Here is a 19,636-nt window from a genome sequence, read left to right as displayed (position 1 = left end):
AGCGTCGGCTTTCTGCCTGGCGCTTCTTTTGTGAGACTGCCGTGACATGCTATGAATTTTAACAGTTTTAATTTGATAAATGAGAGGATTTGGATACAAATCATGCATTCAAGAAAAGATATTCGCAACATTGCGATCATTGCCCACGTTGACCATGGCAAAACAACACTCGTCGATCAGCTCCTTCAACAATCGGGGATCTTCAGCGCCCATGAGCACTTGCAAGAACGTGCTATGGACTCTAATGATATCGAGCGGGAACGTGGAATTACAATCCTAGCTAAAAATACAGCAATTACTTATAAAGAGTTTTTGATCAACATTGTGGATACACCTGGACATGCTGACTTCGGTGGCGAAGTAGAACGGATCATGAAAATGGTTGACGGTGTATTGCTGGTTGTTGATGCTTATGAAGGCTGCATGCCGCAAACGAAATTCGTTCTGCGTAAAGCATTGGAACAAAAACTTACACCGATCGTTGTCGTGAACAAGATTGACCGTCCAGCTGCTCGTCCTAAGGAAGTTATTGATGAAGTGCTCGATTTGTTCATCGAACTTGAAGCAAATGACGAACAATTGGAATTCCCGGTTGTTTATGCATCTGCTCTTAATGGTACATCAAGCATGGATCCTGAGAAACAAGATGAAACGATGCTTTCGCTCTACGAAACCATCGTTGAACATATTCCAGCTCCAACCGAAAGTGTTGAAGAACCGCTTCAATTCCTCGTAACGTTGATGGATTATAACGAATACTTGGGTCGTATTGCGATTGGACGTGTTAACCGCGGTGTGATCAAACAAGGTCAATCTGTAACAGTTATTATGCGTGATGGTAAGAGCAAAACTGCACGTATCGAGAAATTGTTCGGCTTCCAAGGTTTGAAACGTATTGAAACAGAGCAAGCGGGCGCAGGGGATATCGTTGCTATTGCAGGGATCAAGGACATCAACATTGGTGAGACCATTGCTGATCCTGCAAACCCTGAAGCACTTCCGGTTCTGAAGATTGACGAGCCAACCATGCAAATGACATTCCTAGTGAATAACAGTCCTTTTGCTGGTAAAGAGGGTAAATGGGTAACTTCCCGTAAACTACGTGAGCGTCTCTTTAAAGAACTTGAAACAGATGTGAGCTTGCGAGTGGAAGAAACTGATAGTCCTGACGCATTTATCGTTTCTGGACGCGGTGAGCTTCACCTTGGTATTCTGATCGAGAATATGCGTCGTGAAGGTTACGAAATGCAAGTTTCTAAACCACAAGTAATCATTAAAGAAATCGACGGTGTCAAAATGGAGCCGCTTGAGCGTCTAATGATTGATATTCCAGAAGAAAGCATGGGCTCTGTTATGGAGAGTCTGGGTACTCGTAAAGCCGAAATGGTCAATATGATTAACAACGGTACGGGTCAAGTACGTCTGGAGTTCCTGATTCCTGCACGTGGTTTGATTGGTTACAACACTTACTTCTTGACTTTGACACGCGGTTACGGCGTTATGAACCATGCTTTTGACAGCTATGCTCCACTGGTTGCTGGTCAAGTTGGCGGACGTCATCAAGGTGTGCTTGTAGCAAGTGAGACTGGATCAACAACTCAATACGGAATCGTGGGTGTTGAGGATCGTGGTATTCTCTTCTTGGATGCAGGTACAGAAATTTATGAAGGTATGATCGTAGGTGAGCATACCCGTGATAACGATATTATCGTTAACATCTGTAAGGAAAAAGCACTTACCAACATGCGTACCTCAGGCAAAGATGATACTGTAAAAATGAAGACACCACGCACCTTCTCTTTGGAAGGCGCACTTGAATATTTGAACGATGATGAATATTGTGAAATTACACCTAAATCCATTCGTTTGCGTAAAAAGATTCTGAACAAAGGCGAACGCGAACGTGTAGAGAAACAACGTAAAACAGCACAAGCCAACGCGTAAACACATGCTTTTGAATAAGACCGCCGGATTATTGCATCCGGCGGCTTTTTTTAATATAAGAAACAAAAAATTCCCCTACTGATGATATAATGTAAACGTATCTTAAATTTGGGAGGAGTGCGGTTATCTATGCAGGTGTGGTTCGCTGAGCATCCAATCGTCGCTTATATTGTTATCTTTATATTGCTTACTTTTGTTTATAATCAAGTCTTTCGTGTGAATCAAAAGTTATCGATTGGCAAGGAAATCATGCTCTACATAATGATGGCGATTGGCTCTGGCATGCTCCTCATTTTCCAACATGATAAGCTTCCGATTATCCAATGTCTGTTGGTTGCTGTCGGATTAATGCTGATGGTACGGATACGTTATATAGTAGAAGCTCGACAGAAGAGAAAGGCTGCGGCAGCAGCGAAGAGATCGTAATCGCAACTTTTGTACCTTATGGATCGTCTAATTAATGTAGCAATTCTAATTCTAAATGAAATGAAAAGGACTTTATTCTATTATGAGTACAAGAAACAGCGGTTTACCTCCAAGAGCAAACGGGCAACAACCTACTAATAGAAAACAGCCTGTGAAGGGTGTTTCTAAGAAAAAAACGAAAAAGAAAGTGAAAAAGAGAGGTTTTTTTGGCAGATTAGTTAGAGTATTGTTAACTTTGCTAATTATTGCGATCCTCGGCGTGCTGGGTTATGGCGGTTATCTGTATTGGAAGCTTGAGCATGGCGTATTTAATGCAGGGGTTGAGGGTACGGTTGCTCCAGGGCAATCCGCTTCAGAAAAGCCACTGACGATGCTTATACTGGGAACGGATAACAGACCTAAACACGAGTCTTATTTGACTGACGTAATCATGGTTGCAGCACTTAATCCTAAGACCAAATCAGCGACCATTGTTTCGCTTCCTCGTGATACCTATGTGGAGCTAAGCGGCTATAAGAAAACGAAGATTAATGAATTTTATGCTCGCTTCAAGGGTAAGGAGAAATCCTCCGGTCTACTGGCTGAAGACGAGATGAAGACGATGATGGGTAAGTATTTGGACATTGATGTAGATTATACAACGATTCTTGATTTTCAGGGCTTCCGGGATGTGGTGGACGAGCTTGGGGGAGTCGAAGTAAATATTAGTGAAAATATGTGTTATACAGACACTGTGGACGGCACGAATATCAATCTGAAAAAGGGTCCGGCAGAGCTGGATGGAAAAAATGCATTGGACTATGTGCGGTATCGTAAATCCAATTGCAAGCCTAAGACTAACGCTTCAGATGATTTTGATCGCAACAAACGCCAGAACGAAGTCCTGAACAGTCTGGTGGATCAGATGCAATCGCTTGGTGGCGTATTGAAAATCGGCAAGGTGCTTGATGCAGTGGACAGTAACATGAAGACAGATATCGAAAATTCGCAAATCAAAGATATGATTGCGACGTATTGGAAGATTTCCAAAGAGAATATCGAATTCAAGCCGGTTACTGGTACGTGGCGAAGTCCATATGTATATATTAATGATGAGGAGTTGGAGGCCGCTAAGAAAAGCTTGCAGGATCGAATTGCAGGAATTTCCACTGGAGCTGATTCGACAACTGCTGAGGCGCCTTGAGGACCTTAATATCTTCCATAGCTAAAATTGAATGCAAGTTTCAGCCTGTGCTATAATATAATAAATCGAATGAATTAACGTCGCATAGGGGGCCAGTACTTATGTCCGAAGCCGTTGCTCAGCTGAATGAAACTTTGCTATCGATGCTGCAATCGGAAACCTTTGTTCTTCTAAACACAGTTGATGCGGAGACAGGCGGTCCTACATCCACAGCTATTTCGTGGCTTTATGCTGTTAGTCCTAGTACTGTGCGTTTGGCTATTGATCATCGTTCAAGACTTGTGAATAATATGAAGGTTAATCCATTAATAACTATAACTGTGTTTGGTGAAGGAACTGTCTATGCCATTAACGGTAGTGCTGCTGTAAGGCAGGACCCGCTAGAGGATGTTCCCTTTAAGATGTGCTGTTTTGATGTTGAAATTAAAGCGGTCCGCAACGCGCTTTTTTACGGCGCGCAGCTTGACTCCGCCCCAAGATATGCGAAAGTTTATGATGGACGTGCCGCTGAGAAGTTGGACGGACAAGTATTTGCTGCCATGAAAAAAGCCTAGTGAAAATATCACTGGGCTTTTTTTGAATTCTAAGGACTTCTTTTGTCCTTTATCCACTACTGTGCATTTCTTTGCGGCTTGGTATCCTCTGGCAGCTGTGGCATGATTCGTCCGATAATATCAGCCAGCTCGGATGAGAATCCGGAAATCGGATGTCCCTTGGAGATATGGCGGCTCATTTCCGCTAATCTGCTGGAGAGATCCATATCCGCTGTGACAAGCGCCCGTACACTTCTTGGGTCTTTGCGGATAGCTTCTGCTACAGAATATTTGATGCTTCCTACACGTGAGCGGCCTAGAGAACCTTCTACATCAAGACCAACAATGGCAACTTTGTTCATGACTACACAGTGTGCGCCATTTACACCGGGAACTCTTTTGGCCAACTGTTCAAAATGATCCTTAAGTGCAATTTCATTTTCTCCATTAACATTGACGGCTTGACCAGCTTTTGAGGTGGCTTTAGGATTAGTCGCACCATCATTGGACAATTGCCGAACCTCATGGTTCCCCGTACCCTTTACAGCATTCGCAGATTGTTTATTCTGAGGAGAGGGTGATGTCTTTTTATTAGCGATACCGCAGCTTGTCAGTAGCAGCAGTACCAGCAACAGACATATTGATTTTCTCATATGTGATTACTCCTTTCAGCCAATGAATCGTTTCTGTACCTTATCTTTTCCCTTGGCGGAAAGAGTTATGTATGATCAATCAAACCAGGCGCTGTGGAGGGGATAATATGAACAAGATATTTGTGCTAGATACCAACGTGCTTTTGCACGACCCCAATTCAATTTTCTCTTTCAAGGAGCATGAGGTGGTTATTCCGGCCGTTGTGCTGGAAGAAATCGACTCCAAGAAGCGCAATGCTGACGAAATCGGTCGGAATGCCCGTACGGTATCCCGATTGCTTGATGGACTCCGGGAACTAGGTCATTTGCATAGTGGTGTGGAACTGGAGCATGGAGGCAAGCTGAAGGTAGAACTTAACCATCGCAGTTTTGTGAAGGTACAGGAAATGTTTGGTGAGGTGTCTAACGACAATCGGATTTTGGCTGTTGCGCTCAATTATTTGAATGAAGAGAATGAGAAGCCTGATCCGCGTCCCGTTGTGCTTGTGAGCAAGGATGTACTGGTTCGTATTAAAGCGGATGTACTTGGAATTACGCCAGAGGATTATTTGTCAGATCGTACTGGAGACTTAAATGAACTATACACTGGTTACCAATCTCTGCAGGTGCATCCCGCATTGATTGATGAATATTATAGTCACCGCTCTCTGACGGTAAAACAGCTCGCGTTGTCGTATCCGTTGTACCCTCATGAATTTGTGATTCTCAAGGATGAGATTGGCACTGGCAAATCAGCTCTTCTCAAAGTGAATAGTGATGCCACACGTCTGGAGCCACTCTATCTGGGCAATGATTCGGTTTGGGGGATTAGCGCCCGTAATGCTCAACAACGAATGGCACTGGAGCTGCTGCTAAATGATGAAATCCCACTCGTAACGATCACGGGTAAGGCTGGGACAGGGAAGACGTTATTGGCGCTTGCAGCCGGACTATTCAAAGTGGAGGATGAACATAAATACAAAAAATTGCTTATCGCCCGTCCGGTTGTTCCTATGGGTAAGGACATTGGTTACTTGCCCGGTGAGAAGGATGAGAAGCTTAGACCCTGGATGCAGCCTATTTATGATAATCTGGAATTCCTGTTCGATACCAAAAAAGCTGGCGATATCGATAAAATCTTAATGGGGTTAGGCAGTATACAGGTAGAAGCCTTAACCTATATTCGCGGCCGTTCAATCCCATCACAGTTCATTATTATTGATGAGGCGCAGAACCTTTCCCGTCATGAGGTGAAGACCATTGTCTCCAGAGCGGGAGAAGGAAGTAAAGTCATTCTAATGGGCGATCCGGAGCAAATCGATCATCCATATCTGGATGCTGCGAGCAACGGACTGAGCTATATCGTCGAGAAGTTTAAGCAGCAAGGGATTAGCGGACATATTACTTTGGAAAAAGGTGAACGTTCCCGCTTGGCGCAATTGGCCGCGGATCTACTCTAGCCGTTCATGAATCCAATTTTCAGCCGGGAGAAGCAAACACTCCCGGCTTTTTCCTGCCCGCCCGGAAACGGCAGAGGAATTTAAAGTTGGTTGTGGTGATTAGAGCCATGGAAAGAAAGTTTGGAACTGTAGAAGCGAAGCGTTCGCCTTTATCCTCGGATTTTAACCGCATGATGCGGTAATTAAATCAGGAAATCTGAGGATAACAGCGATCGGAAGTCCAAAGCTTTCTTGTAATGGCGGTCAGATCACCTTCCTATTTTTAATGCCTCTGGCGTTTCACCCATATAATAGAAAGAGAACGGTTTCACAAACTAAAGACAAGCACCGGAGGGTTTGGTAAAATAGGGGAGACCAATCAAAAGGGAAGGTGGGAAATCGTGCTGAAACGCAAAAATTATTGGCTGCTTTTTGCAATTTTACTACTATCGCTGACAAGCCTGTCGCCCAGTATGGAATTGAGTACCAGTAACGATCCACGTCCTATGAAAAGACCGCAAAGTCAGTCGACCAATCCCTCTTCCGGAGATGAGGGAACTATAGATAGCTTACATATAAGAGTATCGTTAAATAGCGAAGAATTTAGTGAACTGGAGCTCCTTAGCAACCGCTATACCTTAGAAAGTGGAGTAAAGGTTATTTTAAGCAATGTGGATATTGAGGATGCCGATGAGGTATTGAAGCATGATTTAACGATCGGGGACAGCCCGGATATAGTCATGGCAGATGGACGAAGCATACTGGACTGGGCCACACGTGGATATTTATTGCCGATGGATGTGTATCAGAGCGTTCCGGGGAGTGCACCGTTAACACAGTTGATCCCCTTGATGCAGTGGAATGGATATAATTGGGGAGTCCCGTTAGATATAGATCCTTACGTGCTCGTTTATTCCCCACAACGGCTGGCGGAGCTGGGTTTTAATGCATTACCCAAAAGCCTCGAAGAGTGGAATATCCTGCTTCAGAATGTGCTTAAAGAGCAAGGAAAATATTTACTCGCGATGGATACCCGTAATCCTTATGGATTGTCAGCGGTAATGGAGAGCATGAATAGCAGCTTGTTAGCAGATAACCAAGAAGTGTTGAATTGGACTCAGAACGCCCGCAGTTATTTTTATCTCACCAGCCGCTACAATAAAGATGTCTGGGATATGCTACAAGGAGGTAGTGTCGCGGTTGCTTCTTTACCGTTATCCGAGTGGCAGAAGCATGGTAATTCATCCCTTGCTGCTGTTCCGGCGCTGACTGCCAATAACGGAGGTGGGTTTGAATCCTGTTACAGTCGATCTTTTGCCCTTCCAGCTCAATCTCAAAGTCCAAAGGAAGCTGTGAATTGGCTGACTTTTATCACCTCAGAGGATGCTCAGTTGGATTGGTTGGAGAATACGGGGAGCTTGCCGGCGCTTGATGTTCTTTATCGTTCGGAGCATGCTTTTAAATACAAACTTCCTTTCGATGTTGAGCTATTGCTGACAGAAGAAACCGCCCCGGAGGATGAGTCACAGGGCGGCTGGAGTAAGGTTGTTGAAGCTGTATCATTACTATTAACAGGGCAGATAGATGCGGAAGGCTACAAAGAATATCTAAAAGAAGGTCTAAAATGAAATGGAAAGCTTAACATGCAAGACGCCCTCTTGGCTATCTACTGCCGTGGCACGAAGGAAAGATACTATTTTTCCAGGATAAAAGCCTAAGTCAAATTCTTCTTCCAACGTTTTTCTTGTCGTGTCAGGCAATTCAAGACCATTAAATACAATATGATCGACTTGGAATATAAGGCCGTTGATCGGTTCTTCCTGAATGGTGTAGTGACCGGTCAGTGAAAGAGCTAGCGCTCCGCTTTTTCCAGTGGCAGTAATTGAACCGTCATTGAAATGAAAGGCGAAGTCTTTAAACAGCGAATTCTGTGATTGCAAAAATTCATTCAAATCCTCTTCCTTCAAGTTTAGCTCATAAGTCATTCCCTTTCGAGTCAGTACACCCTCTCGATTCTGAACAAACTGTGGTAGTTTATTCATTGCGGAGGATAACGCCTTGAAATATGTTTTTACCTCGTGCAGGCCGATATTCTCCCAATATAATGTGAATTCTTTAAGTAGAGTACTCATATTTTCAGGATCGCTGCTATTTTTAATCCCACCCTCAATTTCCTTGTTGAGCGCGTTTACCCGAACTTGCTGTTCCTCCAGAGCCGTGCGCAGCCGGGCGAGCTCTTCCGAGTTTCGCTTCGCAGTCTGAATGGTATCCTTCAAATCCTTATATTGTTCTTCATATTGTGAGAGAATATCACGGTCATTCCCAATAATAATCTCATAATAATCGAACAGAGCCAGGAATCTGCTGATACTTTTTGCTGAAAAAAACGCGACCAGAAGATTATCTCTATCCCCCATATAATAAGAACGCACAACTGCACCTGCCCGTTCCTGTTGGTCAGCAATGGCTGTTTTTTTCTGGGTAGCTTGTCTGTTCAAGCTTTCTACCTTTTGTTCAAGCGCTTTTTGTTCGGCTGTAATCTTGATGATTTCACGTTCAATTTCTGCAGAAGACAAGGTCTGTTCAAGTAGTTTACGGGTTTCTTCATTATCTGGTATAGCAGAGTTGAAAAAATCACCGCTAGGATCGGCAGACAAGTACTTCACAGGTTGTAACGGAAACAAAGTACAGCAGAAGAGAATTAGTATGGTTGCAATCATGCGGCTTTGTAAATTGCGGGAGCGCACCACACCACCACCTTTTTTTTGAAATGATATATGTATGTACTAATAATATGTTTAACCCTTCTAAAATAGCATACAAACAAAAAAACGGAAGTGATCCTTATAAGATAAGGACCTCATCCGCTCCAAAAGAGTACTGCAATTTATAGTGGAAGACCCATTTGAAAGATCGTCCAATAACTAAATCCGGTGAAAGTCAGAATCATGTATGCCCAGAAGAGAAGAACATAAGTTTTTTCAGTAAATTTCATATAGCCAAGTATTACGAAAAATGCTGTTTGCAAAAAGAAAAGCAAGGCCATTTCTGTTAGACCTCCGGCGAAAGCCATCAATCCAATAGCTAATGTGAAAAAACCTAATACCCGAAACATGCGGTCCAAGAGAGAGTCCCCCTTCCAGTATGTATCTCACGAATATTCCTTCGATTTATTATACCCTCAACATAATTATGTGTAAACGAATTCATTGAAAAAAATGCACTAATCTTCAAAAAATGTGATTTTTATAATTGACCTGAGTGATTAGCGCTTTAAAAAAGAGAATTTATAGTTTTATGCGTATGATGTACGCAGATAATGGAAATACAAATTAGTATCAAATAGATTCTATGAACTCTATGAGAAGCATAGAAATGGAGTAAGCAGCTTTTATCCCTATTCACTACCCGGCAGAACTGCCGGTTATGGAGATGGTTATTTCATGACGTTGTTAGGAGGTTTGGCTTTATGACAGCCGTTAGACAGGACGCTTGGAGTGCAGAAGATGATCTAATATTGGCAGAAGTAACTTTGCGACACATTCGGGAGGGCAGCACACAGCTTGCCGCTTTTGAAGAGGTGGGTGAAAAAATCGGCAGAACTTCGGCCGCTTGCGGATTCCGCTGGAACAGTTGTGTTCGGAAAAGTTATGAAGGTGCAATCGGTATTGCTAAAGGGCAGCGTCAAAAGCGTAGCTACCTGAAAAAGCAGCCGTCAGTAAGAGGAGCGCAAGTAGCTGGTCTGATTCTGGGTGATGTCGATGAGGAATTTGGACGCGGTGAGGGATTAAGTGAAAACACATTATCCATCGATGCGGTCATTCGTTTCTTAAGGCAATGGAAGGGTACGATTCAGGAAGCAGGACGTCAGCTGAAAATGCTGGAAAGAGACCTGCGCGAGAAGGAAGATGAATTAACAGAATTACGATCTGAGAATGAGCGGTTGTCTAAAGAGGTTAATCTTGCTCAAAGCGACTACCGGGTAGTCAACGATGATTACAAAGCTTTAATTCAGATTATGGATCGTGCTCGCAGGCTTGCTTTCTTAAATGAAGAAGAAGAAGAAATGAAGACTCGTTTCAAAATGGATGGTAACGGAAATTTAGAACGCATTGAATAAACGATAGGTTAACTAACAATCCCGCAAGTGGTCTGCTTTTTAAGCACCATTTGCGGGGTTTTTGGTATACTTAGAAAAATTGTGCTTAAGATCAGCAGGAGGGTTATATGAAAATTGATATAATTGGTGCAGGTTCACTCGGGCTGCTGCTGGCAGGGAGATTGATCCAAGCCGGGAATGATGTGAGACTGTGGTGCCGAGGGGTAGAACAATGCCAACGATTAGGGCGTGATGGCTTAACGGTTACCTACGAGGATGAACGCGAGCCGATAACAATTTCGGAAGATCAGTTTGTATCCGCGCCAATAGGGGAGTTCGCTGGTGCTTATCTGGAAGAGCCGAGTGATTGGATCGTGGTGACGGTTAAACAGAATACTCTACATAATGATTTGCCTGAATTTCTATCCCTACTTAAGGAAGAGCAAGTACATATGATATGTTTTCAGAATGGTACAGGACATATGGAGATGTTGGGGGGCTTGTTGCCGGACGCCAATTTATATGTAGCTGTGACTACGGAGGCTGCGAAGCGCAAATCATTAACTGAGGTCATTCATGCAGGAGCAGGGGAGGTGTGGATAGGAAAATGGAGCTCAGGGGATGGACAAGCTCATAGCATACATAATGATTTAAAAGCGAATAATTTAATAGAAGTTCTCATAATGGCAGGATTCGCAGCCTTTTTGTCGAATGAAGTGGATACCATGATTTACCGGAAGCTCTTGATCAATGCCGTTATTAATCCACTCACGGCGATTTGGCGTATTCCAAATGGGAAGCTGCTGTCTTCAGAGCAACGCCTCCAATTAATGAAGGAAGTTTTTGAAGAAGCAACAATGGTGTATGATTTCTGTGAAATTACTTATGATAAGGATGCTTGGGATAACATCCTTCAGGTGTGCCGGTTAACGTCTGGCAATATTTCATCTATGCTGGCAGATGTACTTGCTTCAAGAACCACAGAAATTCGTTGGATCAATGGAAGTCTTGTAGAAATGGCAGAACGATCTGGAGTGTCGGCACCATTAAATCGCTGGCTCTGCCAATTAGTAGAAGGTATTGGGGTATGATCTCTGGGGAGAGGTGAAGCTATGGGACTGCTGATGGATTCGGTTATTACTTTAAGCGTTATTCCGATTGTGCCGTTTTTGATTGTTTTTTTCATTGGAAAAGGCTTAAAAAAAGATAAAAAGAAAACTTTTATGCTCGCTATGGACGTGACCACATTTTTTTTATTATTGTCGGTCTCCGCATTGTTTAATAACATCTTTAATTCCGGTTTTGGGTTTTACCTTATACTAATTATTGTATTAATATCCGCTGGACTGATTGGCGGAGCTCAAAATCGGATGAAAGGAAAGGTAGATGGGAAGCGGTTATTTCGGGCAGTTTGGAGACTTTCGTTCTTTTTTATGAGCGTCGGATATTTATTATTTATGTTTGTTGGGCTAATTACCTACATATCACAAGCGATGTAACGTTCCACTGCTTCGGTGAAGCGTCAACGTCACAAAAGTTTAAAGTTTTAAAAAAAAAATATTTTCTGAAAACATTGCACTAGATTTTTTTGACCACTGGTTGTATAATCATAAACCATATACCACATTCTATTTAGGGGGAACTGCTAGATGAAGAAGAGTAAAAGTCTATTGCTAATGATTGCATTAGTACTTGTTATCGGCACAGTGCTTGCTGGCTGCGGCGGAAACAATGCAAACAGCGGCAATAAAGGTAACAATGCTAACACTGGTAACACGGCAACTGGTAATGCAGCTACAGAAGAAAAATTGGCTGCTGACCAAACATTGAGAATTAACCTTAGTTCTGAGCCTCCAACATTTGACCCAGGATTGGCGCAAGATAGCCAAGCTAACACTGTCCTGAAAACAATGTACGAAGGTTTGACTCGCATGAATGATGAAACAGGTCAAGCTGAACCAGGTGTTGCTGAAAGCTGGGAAGTTTCCGCTGACGGTCTGGTATATACTTTCAAACTCCGTGATTCACAATGGAGTAACGGCGATCCTGTAACAACAGAAGATTTCGTTCGCGCTTGGAAACGCGTGCTCGATCCTGCTGCTGCATCTGCTGCGCCTTACGCTTATCAATTGTACTACATCAAAAATGCTGAAAAGTACTACAACAAGGAAATTACTGATTTCAGTCAAGTAGGTGTCAAAGCGATTGATGAGAAAACTCTTGAAGTTACTCTTGAATCCTCCACTCCTTACTTCCTTGGATTGCTTTCCTTCTACACTTATTACCCTGTACACAAATCCATTGAGAGTAATCCTAAATGGGCAACAAGCAAAGATTCTATGATCGTTAACGGTGCTTTCACTCTTACTGAGTGGACTACTGGTCAAACTCTTGTTGTAACTAAAAACGATAAATACTGGGATAAAGATTCCATTAAACTTAGCGCTATCGATTTCTCCCTTGTAAACAGCGGTGCAACTGAACTGCTCAGCTACAAGAACGGTGAATATGATCGTGCGGGCGGACCAACTGGTGAAATTCCATCAGAACAAATTCCAATCGTACAAAAAGAACTTCCTAACGAATTCAGCCGTAAAGGTATTGCTTCCGTATACTACTACGAATTCAATATCACTGAAAAACCATTCACAAACGCTAAAATCCGTAAAGCTCTTGCAATGGCGCTTAACCGCCAAGCTTTGATTGACAATGTAGTTCAAGGTGGACAATTCCCAGCATTCGGTTTTGTACCTCCAGGTATCGCTGGTGCTGATGGTGAATACCGTACAGCAGTTAAAGATAGCTACTTCACTGAAGATCTAGAACAAGCTAAAACATTGCTTGCTGAAGGTCTGAAAGAAGAAGGTATGGATAAACTGCCTACATTCTCCCTGACTTACAACACAAGTGAAGGTCACAAGAAAATCGCTTTGGCGATTGCTGATATGTGGAAAAACAATCTTGGTATCGACGTACAAACCGTTAACCAAGAGTGGGCTGTATTTATTGAAAACCGTCAAAACCTGAACTACCAAGTTGCTCGTGCTGGTTGGACTGCGGATTACAATGATCCAATGACTTTCCTTGATATGTGGGTAACAGGTGGCGGTAACAATGATACTGGTTACGCTAACCCTGAGTATGACAAATTGATCAGCGAAGCTAAAACAAGCACTGACTTGGCAGTACGTCAAGAAAAGTTTGCTGCAGCTGAAAAATTGCTCATCGAGCAAGATATGGTTCTGATTCCTTTGTACTACTACACTAACAACTCCCTGACTAAAGAGTACCTTAAAGGTGTTACTCTTGACTTTAGTGGTGCAATTGACTTGACTCGCGGATACTTGCTTGAGCACTAAGATATTGCTTTAGTAATTACAACAGAATAGTTAGTTGACTGAAGTTGCAGAATACTTCGGGATATATATGTGGAATTCCATATATATCCCTTTTTTTTGTACTCCTGTCTATTTGTTAATTAATGTTATTAATAACATATATAGAAAATAGACAAAAATCCGTTTTTTTCATAAAATCATTATTATGTGTATCAAAAATTGTCGGAGGAGGTGTGATGGGGATGGTTCGTTATGTCGCAAATAAATTTTTCTATATGTTGGTTTCTCTATTTGTATTGATTTCAGCTACCTTTTTCTTGATGAAAGCTATTCCGGGGGATCCGTTTACTTCTGAAAAGAAGGTACCGCCAGAAATTAAAGCACGTCTGATGGAACAATATGGTCTGGACAAGCCGCTCTCTCATCAGTATTTTAAGTATTTAGGTGATATTATCCAAGGTGACCTAGGTGTCTCAATGAAACGCCTAAATCAAGATGTATCACATTTGATCAGTCAAACCTTTTCAGCGTCGCTGAAGCTGGGACTCGTCGCAATCGTTGTGGCGGTTATTGTCGGAGTATTTCTCGGCATGTTGGCGGCACTCTATCACAGAAAGTTTATTGACAGCGCAGCTATGGTGCTGGCAGTTCTGGGGATTGCGGTTCCGAGCTTTGTAGTCGCGTCATTACTGCAGTACGTATTTGCTTTCAAACTGGGTTGGGTACCGGTTTCAGGTTTTAAAGGGCCAATCTATTATTTCTTACCCGTGGCCGCGCTCTCGGCACAGCCGATCGCCTTTATCGCCCGCTTGACCCGTTCAAGCATGCTTGAAGTTTTGAATGCGGATTATATCAAAACGGCTAAAGCAAAGGGATTGAGCTGGATGGCTATTCTGAGCCGTCATGTACTTCGTAACGGAATTCTACCTGTTGTTACTTATATGGGTCCAATGACAGCTAACATCGTAACTGGTTCGGTTGTTATCGAGCAGATCTTTGGTGTTGGGGGTATTGGTAAACAGTTCGTGGAAGCGATTGGTGTCCGTGACTATACCGTTATTATGGGGATAACCATTTTCTATGGTGTATTACTCATGGTTGCCCGCTTTATTACTGATATTGCTTATGTATTGATTGACCCACGTATGAAATTAAGTGGAGGAAAGGAGGGCTAAAGAGTGGCTACTGAAAATAACTTGCTAAATCTAAAACCGGAAGATTTTCAAAAAGTCGGTGTGGATGAAAAAGAAGCCGAAGTTATCCAGCGTGAGAGTCTCTCTGCTTGGAAAGACTCTTGGCAACGGTTGCGTCAAAATAAAATGGCGATGACTGCGCTCGGTATCCTGGGTTTGATTGTACTTGCAGCGATTTTTGCACCTTTTATCTCGAAATATAACTATTATTCTAATGATTTGATGAGCACCAACAAGCCCCCTTCCTCCGATCACTGGTTTGGAACGGATGATCTTGGTCGTGATATCTTTGTTCGTACTTGGTACGGTGCACGGATCTCCTTGATCGTTGGTCTTGCTGCGGCAGCCATCGACTTGTTCATCGGTGTTATCTACGGAGGCATTATGGGCTTCTTCGGCGGCCGTGTAGATAATATTATGAATAAATTCTCTGAAATTTTGTATTCTATTCCATATTTGCTGGTTGTAATCTTGCTCTTGGTCGTTCTTGAGCCAAGTCTTGGAACAATCATCCTAGCTCTAACCATTACAGGCTGGATTACGATGTCGTGGATTGTACGTGGAGAAATTATGCAGCTCAAGAATCGCGAATTCGTATTGGCATCCCGTTCCATGGGTGCTGGTTCTGCGAGACTGTTGTTCAAGCACCTTCTGCCGAACGCGGTTGGTCCGATTATCGTAACCATTACACTGTCTGTACCAAATGCTATCTTTGCTGAGGCCTTCCTAAGCTTCTTGGGTCTTGGTGTACAAGCTCCTGTTGCTTCACTTGGATCGATGATCAATGACTCACTCACCGGCTGGCTGTATTATCCATGGCGCTTCTTGTTCCCTGCGATCCTAATCAGCTTAACAATGCTTTCTTTCAACATTTTCGGTGATGGTCTTCGTGACGCGCTTGATCCTAAGCTGAAGAAATAGGAGGAATATGGATGGAACCTATTTTACAAGTCAAAGATTTGCATATTTCCTTTTTTGTTAAGGGCGGAGAAGTACAAGCTGTCCGTGGTATGAATTTTGAAATTGGCAAAGGCGAAACGGTTGCCATCGTCGGCGAGTCCGGCAGCGGTAAGAGTGTAACTGCTCAATCGATTATGCGTTTGATCCCTTCTCCACCTTCTAAAGTGAAAAAGGGAGAGATTATTTTTCAAGGACAGAATCTGCTAGACAAAAGCATGAAAGAAATGGAATCTATTCGCGGTAAAGATATTGGCATGATTTTTCAAGACCCGATGACTTCTCTGAACCCAACCATCAAAGTGGGCAAACAGATCACTGAAGTTTTGATTAAACATCAGAAAATGTCAGCGGCCGAAGCGAAAAAGCAAGGTATGGAGATGTTGAAATTAGTAGGCATCAAAAATGCGGAGGCTCGCTTTAACCAATATCCCCACGAATTCTCAGGCGGTATGCGCCAGCGTGTAATGATCGCAATCGCGTTAGCTTGCCGTCCGGCTTTGCTGATAGCGGATGAGCCTACAACGGCTCTAGATGTAACCATTCAGGCGCAGATCATGGAAGTTATGAGAGAGATGCAGCAAAAACTAGGTACCTCCATTATTCTGATTACACATGATCTCGGCGTAGTTGCTGGCATGTGTGATCGGGTGATTGTAATGTATGCAGGTGAGGTTGTGGAGACCGGAACAAGATGGGAAATCTTTAAAAATCCACAACATCCATACACCAAAGGTCTGCTGCGCTCAATGCCGCGTCTGGACCAAAAGAAAGGCGAGCCGCTTATTCCGATCATCGGCACACCGCCAGATCTGATCAAGCCGCCGATCGGCTGTCCGTTCACTGCTCGTTGCAATGAAGCGATGCATGTGTGCGAACAAATCGATCCCGGCGCCACAGAATTCAGCGAAACGCATATGGCGCGTTGCTGGAATCTGCATTCGATGGCCAAGGAGGTGCAGTACTCTTGAGTAAGAACCTAATAGAGGTAGAAGGTCTTAAGAAATATTTTAATGTAGGTAAAGGTAAGGTTCTTAAGGCTGTTGATAATATTAACTTCACGATCCGTGAGGGCGAGACACTTGGGATGGTAGGTGAGTCCGGTTGTGGTAAGACTACTGCTGGACGTACGATTCTTCGCTTGTATGAGCCAACTGCTGGAAGTGTGAAATATAATGGTACAGACATTTATAAATTACCTGGAAATCAAATGAAGGCTATGCGCCGTGACATGCAAATGATTTTCCAAGATCCGTACGCATCGCTTAACCCGCGGTTTACGGTTTCTGATATCATCGGCGAGGCACTGGACATTCACGGAATGGCTGGCAGCCGTGCAGAACGTAAGAAACGGATTGAAGAACTGCTGGATATGGTTGGTCTTAATCATGACCATGCAACCCGTTATCCGCATGAATTCTCCGGTGGACAACGTCAACGTATCGGGATTGCCCGTTCGTTAGCGGTTAATCCTAAGTTCATCGTTTGTGATGAGCCGATTTCCGCACTTGACGTATCCATTCAAGCTCAGGTCGTTAACTTGCTTAAAGAATTGCAAGATCGTCTGGGATTGACTTATCTTTTCATCGCGCATGATCTGTCCATGGTTAAACATATCAGTGATCGCGTAGCAGTTATGTACTTGGGTAAAATGGTTGAGTTGGCGGAAAGTGAAGAGCTATATGCAAATCCTATCCACCCTTATACTAAATCCCTATTGTCGGCTATTCCAGTTCCGGACCCGGAAATTGAAGTCAACAAAAAACGTATTCACTTGCATGATGAGCTTGGCAGCCCTATTTATTCTGCTAACGATAAGACCAATGACAGTGACTTTGAATTAGTAGAAGTATCTAAAGGCCACTTTGTCAGCAAAAAATTCGCATAATTTATACTTAGGTTTTCAAAGGCGGGAGCATTATGCTCTCGCCTCTTGTATGTATTTAGGATATTATTTAATGATTTTATAGTATAATTGAACAGTTGGCTGTACCTGTGTTGCTGATATCAAGACATGTTTTGCTTTGACGCGGCTCCTGACTTTGGATACAATCATAGAGAGTTTTTACGAACTTGGATTTACATATAACTGCTTAGTAGAACTGGAGGCACTAGCGAATGAATATTGTAACGGAACCGCTCAAGGGTGGATCTGCACTCTCGCGCGACTATATAGATCATTTTGAAAAGGTTAGTCATTTGTACGGTGGGGATTTCCGCAATAAAGAAAGTAGAAGTAGACGGGCCGATTGGCTAGATAGCAGAGAAAGTCTTCGTGCCGACCGGACTCAGATTGCTGGGTGTCTACGACAATATAATGAAAAGCATAATTCGCATGATGCGGTGATGGCTTCGCTGGCGCTCTTAGAGCAGCCGGGGACATTAGTGGTGACAGGTGGGCAGCAAAGCGGACTATTTACTGGACCCCTGTTAGTGGTATATAAAGCTGCAACTACCATTATGGCGGCAAAAGAAGCAGCTGAACAACTCGGCCGACCTGTAGTTCCTTTATTCTGGATTGCAGGTGAAGATCATGACTGGGATGAAGTGAATCATACGTATGTACTGAATCGTACGCAGGAGATTACTAAGATTAAGATAGAAAAGTCAGAAGAGAAACGCTCCTCAGTAAGTGATATTCGTGTAGAAGAGGAAAGCTGGCAGCAGGTAGTAGAACAGTTAGACGGTCTGCTTCAGGAAAGCGACTTTAAGCCGCAGATCATGGAATTCATTCGCACTTCTTCTTTTAGAGCTGATAGTATGACGGATGCATTTGCCAAGCTGATGGGTTCATTATTTGGTAAATTTGGTCTGATTCTGCTTGATTCTGCTGATCCCAACTTACGTAAGTTAGAACAGCCATTTTTCACTTCGCTAATTATGCAGAATGATGCACTGGAAACAGCGTATATGAATTCTGCTTCTGATATTGTGGGCGCTGGATATGAGCTTCAGGCTGATGTTACAGCTGGCAATGCTAACCTCTTTTATATTCATGAAGGTACACGGCTTCTGCTTCACAAGAAGGACGGAATCTTTACGGATCGCAAGGGTCAGGTATCCTTTACCCGTGATGAATTACTTGAGGAGGTGCAGGCACATCCGGAACGCTTTAGCAACAATGTGCTGACACGTCCACTTATGCAGGATTATGTGCTGCCTGTTCTGGCAACGGTGCTGGGTCAAGGTGAGATTGCTTACTGGGCCATTCCGCGCCGTGCGTTTGAGACCATTGGGGGAGAAATGCCGTTAATTATCCCTAGAATGTCTTTTACTGTCGTAGAAGGTACGCTGCACAAGCATATGGACAAATATCAACTTAGCTTTGAGGATGTAAGACAAGGACTGGATCATAAAAGACATGAATGGCTGGCCGCACAGGATGAGCTCGGGATTGAACGCCGTTTTGAAGAAACCAAAACCTCATTTGCCGCCATGTACGAACCGCTGATTGAGCAGCTTGGAACGGTTCAGGCCGGTCTGCTTAAGCTGGGGAATAACAATAAAGAGAAGATTCTAGATCAGATTACTTTTTTACAGGCGAAAGCCCAAGATGCAATGGCAAAACAGAACGAAGCTGCAATCCGGCAATGGGAGCGAATCGAGCTGTCATTAATGCCACTGGGTAAACTGCAGGAAAGAGTGTACAATATCATGTATTACTTGAACCGGTACGGGCTTGCTTGGCTGGATGAGCTAATGACGGTTGAACCGGATTACAGTGGAACACATCGCATCATTTATATGTAATGGAAGTATCGCTTTCCACAAAACTAAGCTTATGCTTACGAAGTGAGTTTTGTACGAAGTAGATCAATGTAGTAACGCTCACAAAACAAAGCGTATGCTTACGAAGCAAGTTTTGTACGAAGTAGATTCAATGTAGTAACGC

At 43.3% G+C, this 19,636-nt stretch carries 18 protein-coding genes; 15 read left to right on the top strand and 3 right to left on the bottom strand.

Going from position 1 to position 19,636, the window contains the following annotated elements; all coding sequences use genetic code 11:
- The first annotated feature begins 102 nt into the window (after positions 1-102).
- The 4 genes from typA to NYE72_RS23365 all read left to right on the top strand — a co-directional run bounded on the left by typA (position 103) and on the right by NYE72_RS23365 (position 4,107).
- The gene (typA, locus tag NYE72_RS23380; RefSeq protein ID WP_036683723.1) at positions 103-1,944 is read left to right on the top strand and encodes a translational GTPase TypA; all 1,842 of its coding nucleotides are present in this window, start codon (positions 103-105) and stop codon (positions 1,942-1,944) included.
- A 129-nt stretch (positions 1,945-2,073) separates the two neighbouring features.
- On the top strand, positions 2,074-2,370 hold the full coding sequence (locus NYE72_RS23375; RefSeq protein WP_036683721.1) for a YlaH-like family protein: 297 nt from the start codon (positions 2,074-2,076) through the stop codon (positions 2,368-2,370).
- Between the two features lie 82 nt (positions 2,371-2,452).
- A complete protein-coding gene (locus tag NYE72_RS23370) occupies positions 2,453-3,553 on the top strand; it encodes an LCP family protein (RefSeq protein ID WP_036683718.1) in 1,101 nt (366 codons plus the stop codon).
- A 101-nt stretch (positions 3,554-3,654) separates the two neighbouring features.
- The gene (locus tag NYE72_RS23365; RefSeq protein ID WP_036683715.1) at positions 3,655-4,107 is read left to right on the top strand and encodes a pyridoxamine 5'-phosphate oxidase family protein; all 453 of its coding nucleotides are present in this window, start codon (positions 3,655-3,657) and stop codon (positions 4,105-4,107) included.
- A 56-nt stretch (positions 4,108-4,163) separates the two neighbouring features.
- On the opposite strand, the gene NYE72_RS23360 is transcribed toward NYE72_RS23365, so the two are convergent.
- Positions 4,164-4,739: a YhcN/YlaJ family sporulation lipoprotein gene (locus NYE72_RS23360; RefSeq protein ID WP_036683713.1), complete on the bottom strand. Its 576-nt coding sequence runs from the start codon at positions 4,737-4,739 to the stop codon at positions 4,164-4,166.
- Between the two features lie 107 nt (positions 4,740-4,846).
- Between NYE72_RS23360 and NYE72_RS23355 the strand changes: the two genes are divergently transcribed.
- Together NYE72_RS23355 and NYE72_RS23350 are read left to right on the top strand one after the other, a co-directional pair.
- Positions 4,847-6,178: a PhoH family protein gene (locus NYE72_RS23355; protein WP_036683710.1), complete on the top strand. Its 1,332-nt coding sequence runs from the start codon at positions 4,847-4,849 to the stop codon at positions 6,176-6,178.
- 380 nt (positions 6,179-6,558) lie between these two features.
- The gene (locus NYE72_RS23350) at positions 6,559-7,785 is read left to right on the top strand and encodes an extracellular solute-binding protein (RefSeq protein WP_036683707.1); all 1,227 of its coding nucleotides are present in this window, start codon (positions 6,559-6,561) and stop codon (positions 7,783-7,785) included.
- Here the strand turns inward: NYE72_RS23350 and NYE72_RS23345 are convergent.
- Both NYE72_RS23345 and NYE72_RS23340 read right to left on the bottom strand, forming a co-directional pair.
- Positions 7,777-8,904, bottom strand: a complete 1,128-nt coding sequence (locus tag NYE72_RS23345; protein WP_235219499.1) for a hypothetical protein — start codon at positions 8,902-8,904, stop codon at positions 7,777-7,779. The two genes, NYE72_RS23350 and NYE72_RS23345, sit on opposite strands and share 9 nt — an antisense overlap.
- 140 nt (positions 8,905-9,044) lie before the next feature.
- A complete protein-coding gene (locus tag NYE72_RS23340; RefSeq protein WP_036683705.1) occupies positions 9,045-9,281 on the bottom strand; it encodes a DUF2626 family protein in 237 nt (78 codons plus the stop codon).
- A gap of 345 nt (positions 9,282-9,626) precedes the next feature.
- On the opposite strand from NYE72_RS23340, the gene NYE72_RS23335 reads away from it, so the two are divergent.
- From NYE72_RS23335 to bshC, 9 genes are all read left to right on the top strand, one after another.
- A complete protein-coding gene (locus NYE72_RS23335; protein WP_036683702.1) occupies positions 9,627-10,277 on the top strand; it encodes an RsfA family transcriptional regulator in 651 nt (216 codons plus the stop codon).
- A gap of 107 nt (positions 10,278-10,384) precedes the next feature.
- Positions 10,385-11,347: a 2-dehydropantoate 2-reductase gene (locus NYE72_RS23330; RefSeq protein WP_036683699.1), complete on the top strand. Its 963-nt coding sequence runs from the start codon at positions 10,385-10,387 to the stop codon at positions 11,345-11,347.
- Positions 11,348-11,368: 21 nt separating this feature from the next.
- Entirely contained in the window at positions 11,369-11,755 is a 387-nt protein-coding gene (locus NYE72_RS23325) for a DUF3397 domain-containing protein (protein WP_036683696.1), read from the top strand.
- A 150-nt stretch (positions 11,756-11,905) separates the two neighbouring features.
- Positions 11,906-13,615, top strand: coding sequence for a peptide ABC transporter substrate-binding protein (locus tag NYE72_RS23320; RefSeq protein ID WP_036683694.1), 1,710 nt, complete (start codon positions 11,906-11,908; stop codon positions 13,613-13,615).
- A gap of 221 nt (positions 13,616-13,836) precedes the next feature.
- Positions 13,837-14,769 (top strand): ABC transporter permease, encoded by a 933-nt coding sequence (locus NYE72_RS23315; protein WP_036683691.1) that lies wholly within the window; start codon positions 13,837-13,839, stop codon positions 14,767-14,769.
- 3 nt (positions 14,770-14,772) lie between these two features.
- On the top strand, positions 14,773-15,708 hold the full coding sequence (locus NYE72_RS23310; protein WP_036683689.1) for an ABC transporter permease: 936 nt from the start codon (positions 14,773-14,775) through the stop codon (positions 15,706-15,708).
- 11 nt (positions 15,709-15,719) lie between these two features.
- On the top strand, positions 15,720-16,715 hold the full coding sequence (locus NYE72_RS23305) for an ABC transporter ATP-binding protein (protein WP_036683686.1): 996 nt from the start codon (positions 15,720-15,722) through the stop codon (positions 16,713-16,715).
- Positions 16,712-17,632 carry an ATP-binding cassette domain-containing protein gene (locus tag NYE72_RS23300; protein ID WP_036683682.1) on the top strand — a complete coding sequence of 307 codons (921 nt, stop codon included), beginning with the start codon at positions 16,712-16,714 and terminating at the stop codon, positions 17,630-17,632. The genes NYE72_RS23305 and NYE72_RS23300 overlap by 4 nt, the downstream gene beginning before the upstream one ends.
- Positions 17,633-17,862: 230 nt before the next feature.
- Positions 17,863-19,494, top strand: coding sequence for a bacillithiol biosynthesis cysteine-adding enzyme BshC (bshC, locus tag NYE72_RS23295; RefSeq protein WP_036683679.1), 1,632 nt, complete (start codon positions 17,863-17,865; stop codon positions 19,492-19,494).
- Positions 19,495-19,636: the final 142 nt, after the last annotated feature.

Source organism: Paenibacillus sp. FSL L8-0333, assembly GCF_037965665.1.
Taxonomy (GTDB): domain Bacteria; phylum Bacillota; class Bacilli; order Paenibacillales; family Paenibacillaceae; genus Paenibacillus_AQ; species Paenibacillus_AQ odorifer.
The sequence above is the reverse complement of the archived record's forward strand: the minus strand, read 5'-3'. Positions and strand labels throughout refer to the sequence as shown.

Excerpts from the sequence above, each read along its gene's own strand:
- NYE72_RS23370 (WP_036683718.1), top strand. The coding sequence starts at position 2,453 with ATGAGTACAAGAAACAGCGGTTTACCTCCAAGAGCAAACGGGCAACAA.
- NYE72_RS23360 (WP_036683713.1), bottom strand. The coding sequence starts at position 4,739 with ATGAGAAAATCAATATGTCTGTTGCTGGTACTGCTGCTACTGACAAGC.
- NYE72_RS23375 (WP_036683721.1), top strand. The coding sequence starts at position 2,074 with ATGCAGGTGTGGTTCGCTGAGCATCCAATCGTCGCTTATATTGTTATC.
- NYE72_RS23355 (WP_036683710.1), top strand. The coding sequence starts at position 4,847 with ATGAACAAGATATTTGTGCTAGATACCAACGTGCTTTTGCACGACCCC.
- typA (WP_036683723.1), top strand. The coding sequence starts at position 103 with ATGCATTCAAGAAAAGATATTCGCAACATTGCGATCATTGCCCACGTT.
- NYE72_RS23320 (WP_036683694.1), top strand. The coding sequence starts at position 11,906 with ATGAAGAAGAGTAAAAGTCTATTGCTAATGATTGCATTAGTACTTGTT.
- NYE72_RS23305 (WP_036683686.1), top strand. The coding sequence starts at position 15,720 with ATGGAACCTATTTTACAAGTCAAAGATTTGCATATTTCCTTTTTTGTT.
- NYE72_RS23335 (WP_036683702.1), top strand. The coding sequence starts at position 9,627 with ATGACAGCCGTTAGACAGGACGCTTGGAGTGCAGAAGATGATCTAATA.
- NYE72_RS23325 (WP_036683696.1), top strand. The coding sequence starts at position 11,369 with ATGGGACTGCTGATGGATTCGGTTATTACTTTAAGCGTTATTCCGATT.
- NYE72_RS23365 (WP_036683715.1), top strand. The coding sequence starts at position 3,655 with ATGTCCGAAGCCGTTGCTCAGCTGAATGAAACTTTGCTATCGATGCTG.
- bshC (WP_036683679.1), top strand. The coding sequence starts at position 17,863 with ATGAATATTGTAACGGAACCGCTCAAGGGTGGATCTGCACTCTCGCGC.
- NYE72_RS23330 (WP_036683699.1), top strand. The coding sequence starts at position 10,385 with ATGAAAATTGATATAATTGGTGCAGGTTCACTCGGGCTGCTGCTGGCA.
- NYE72_RS23315 (WP_036683691.1), top strand. The coding sequence starts at position 13,837 with ATGGTTCGTTATGTCGCAAATAAATTTTTCTATATGTTGGTTTCTCTA.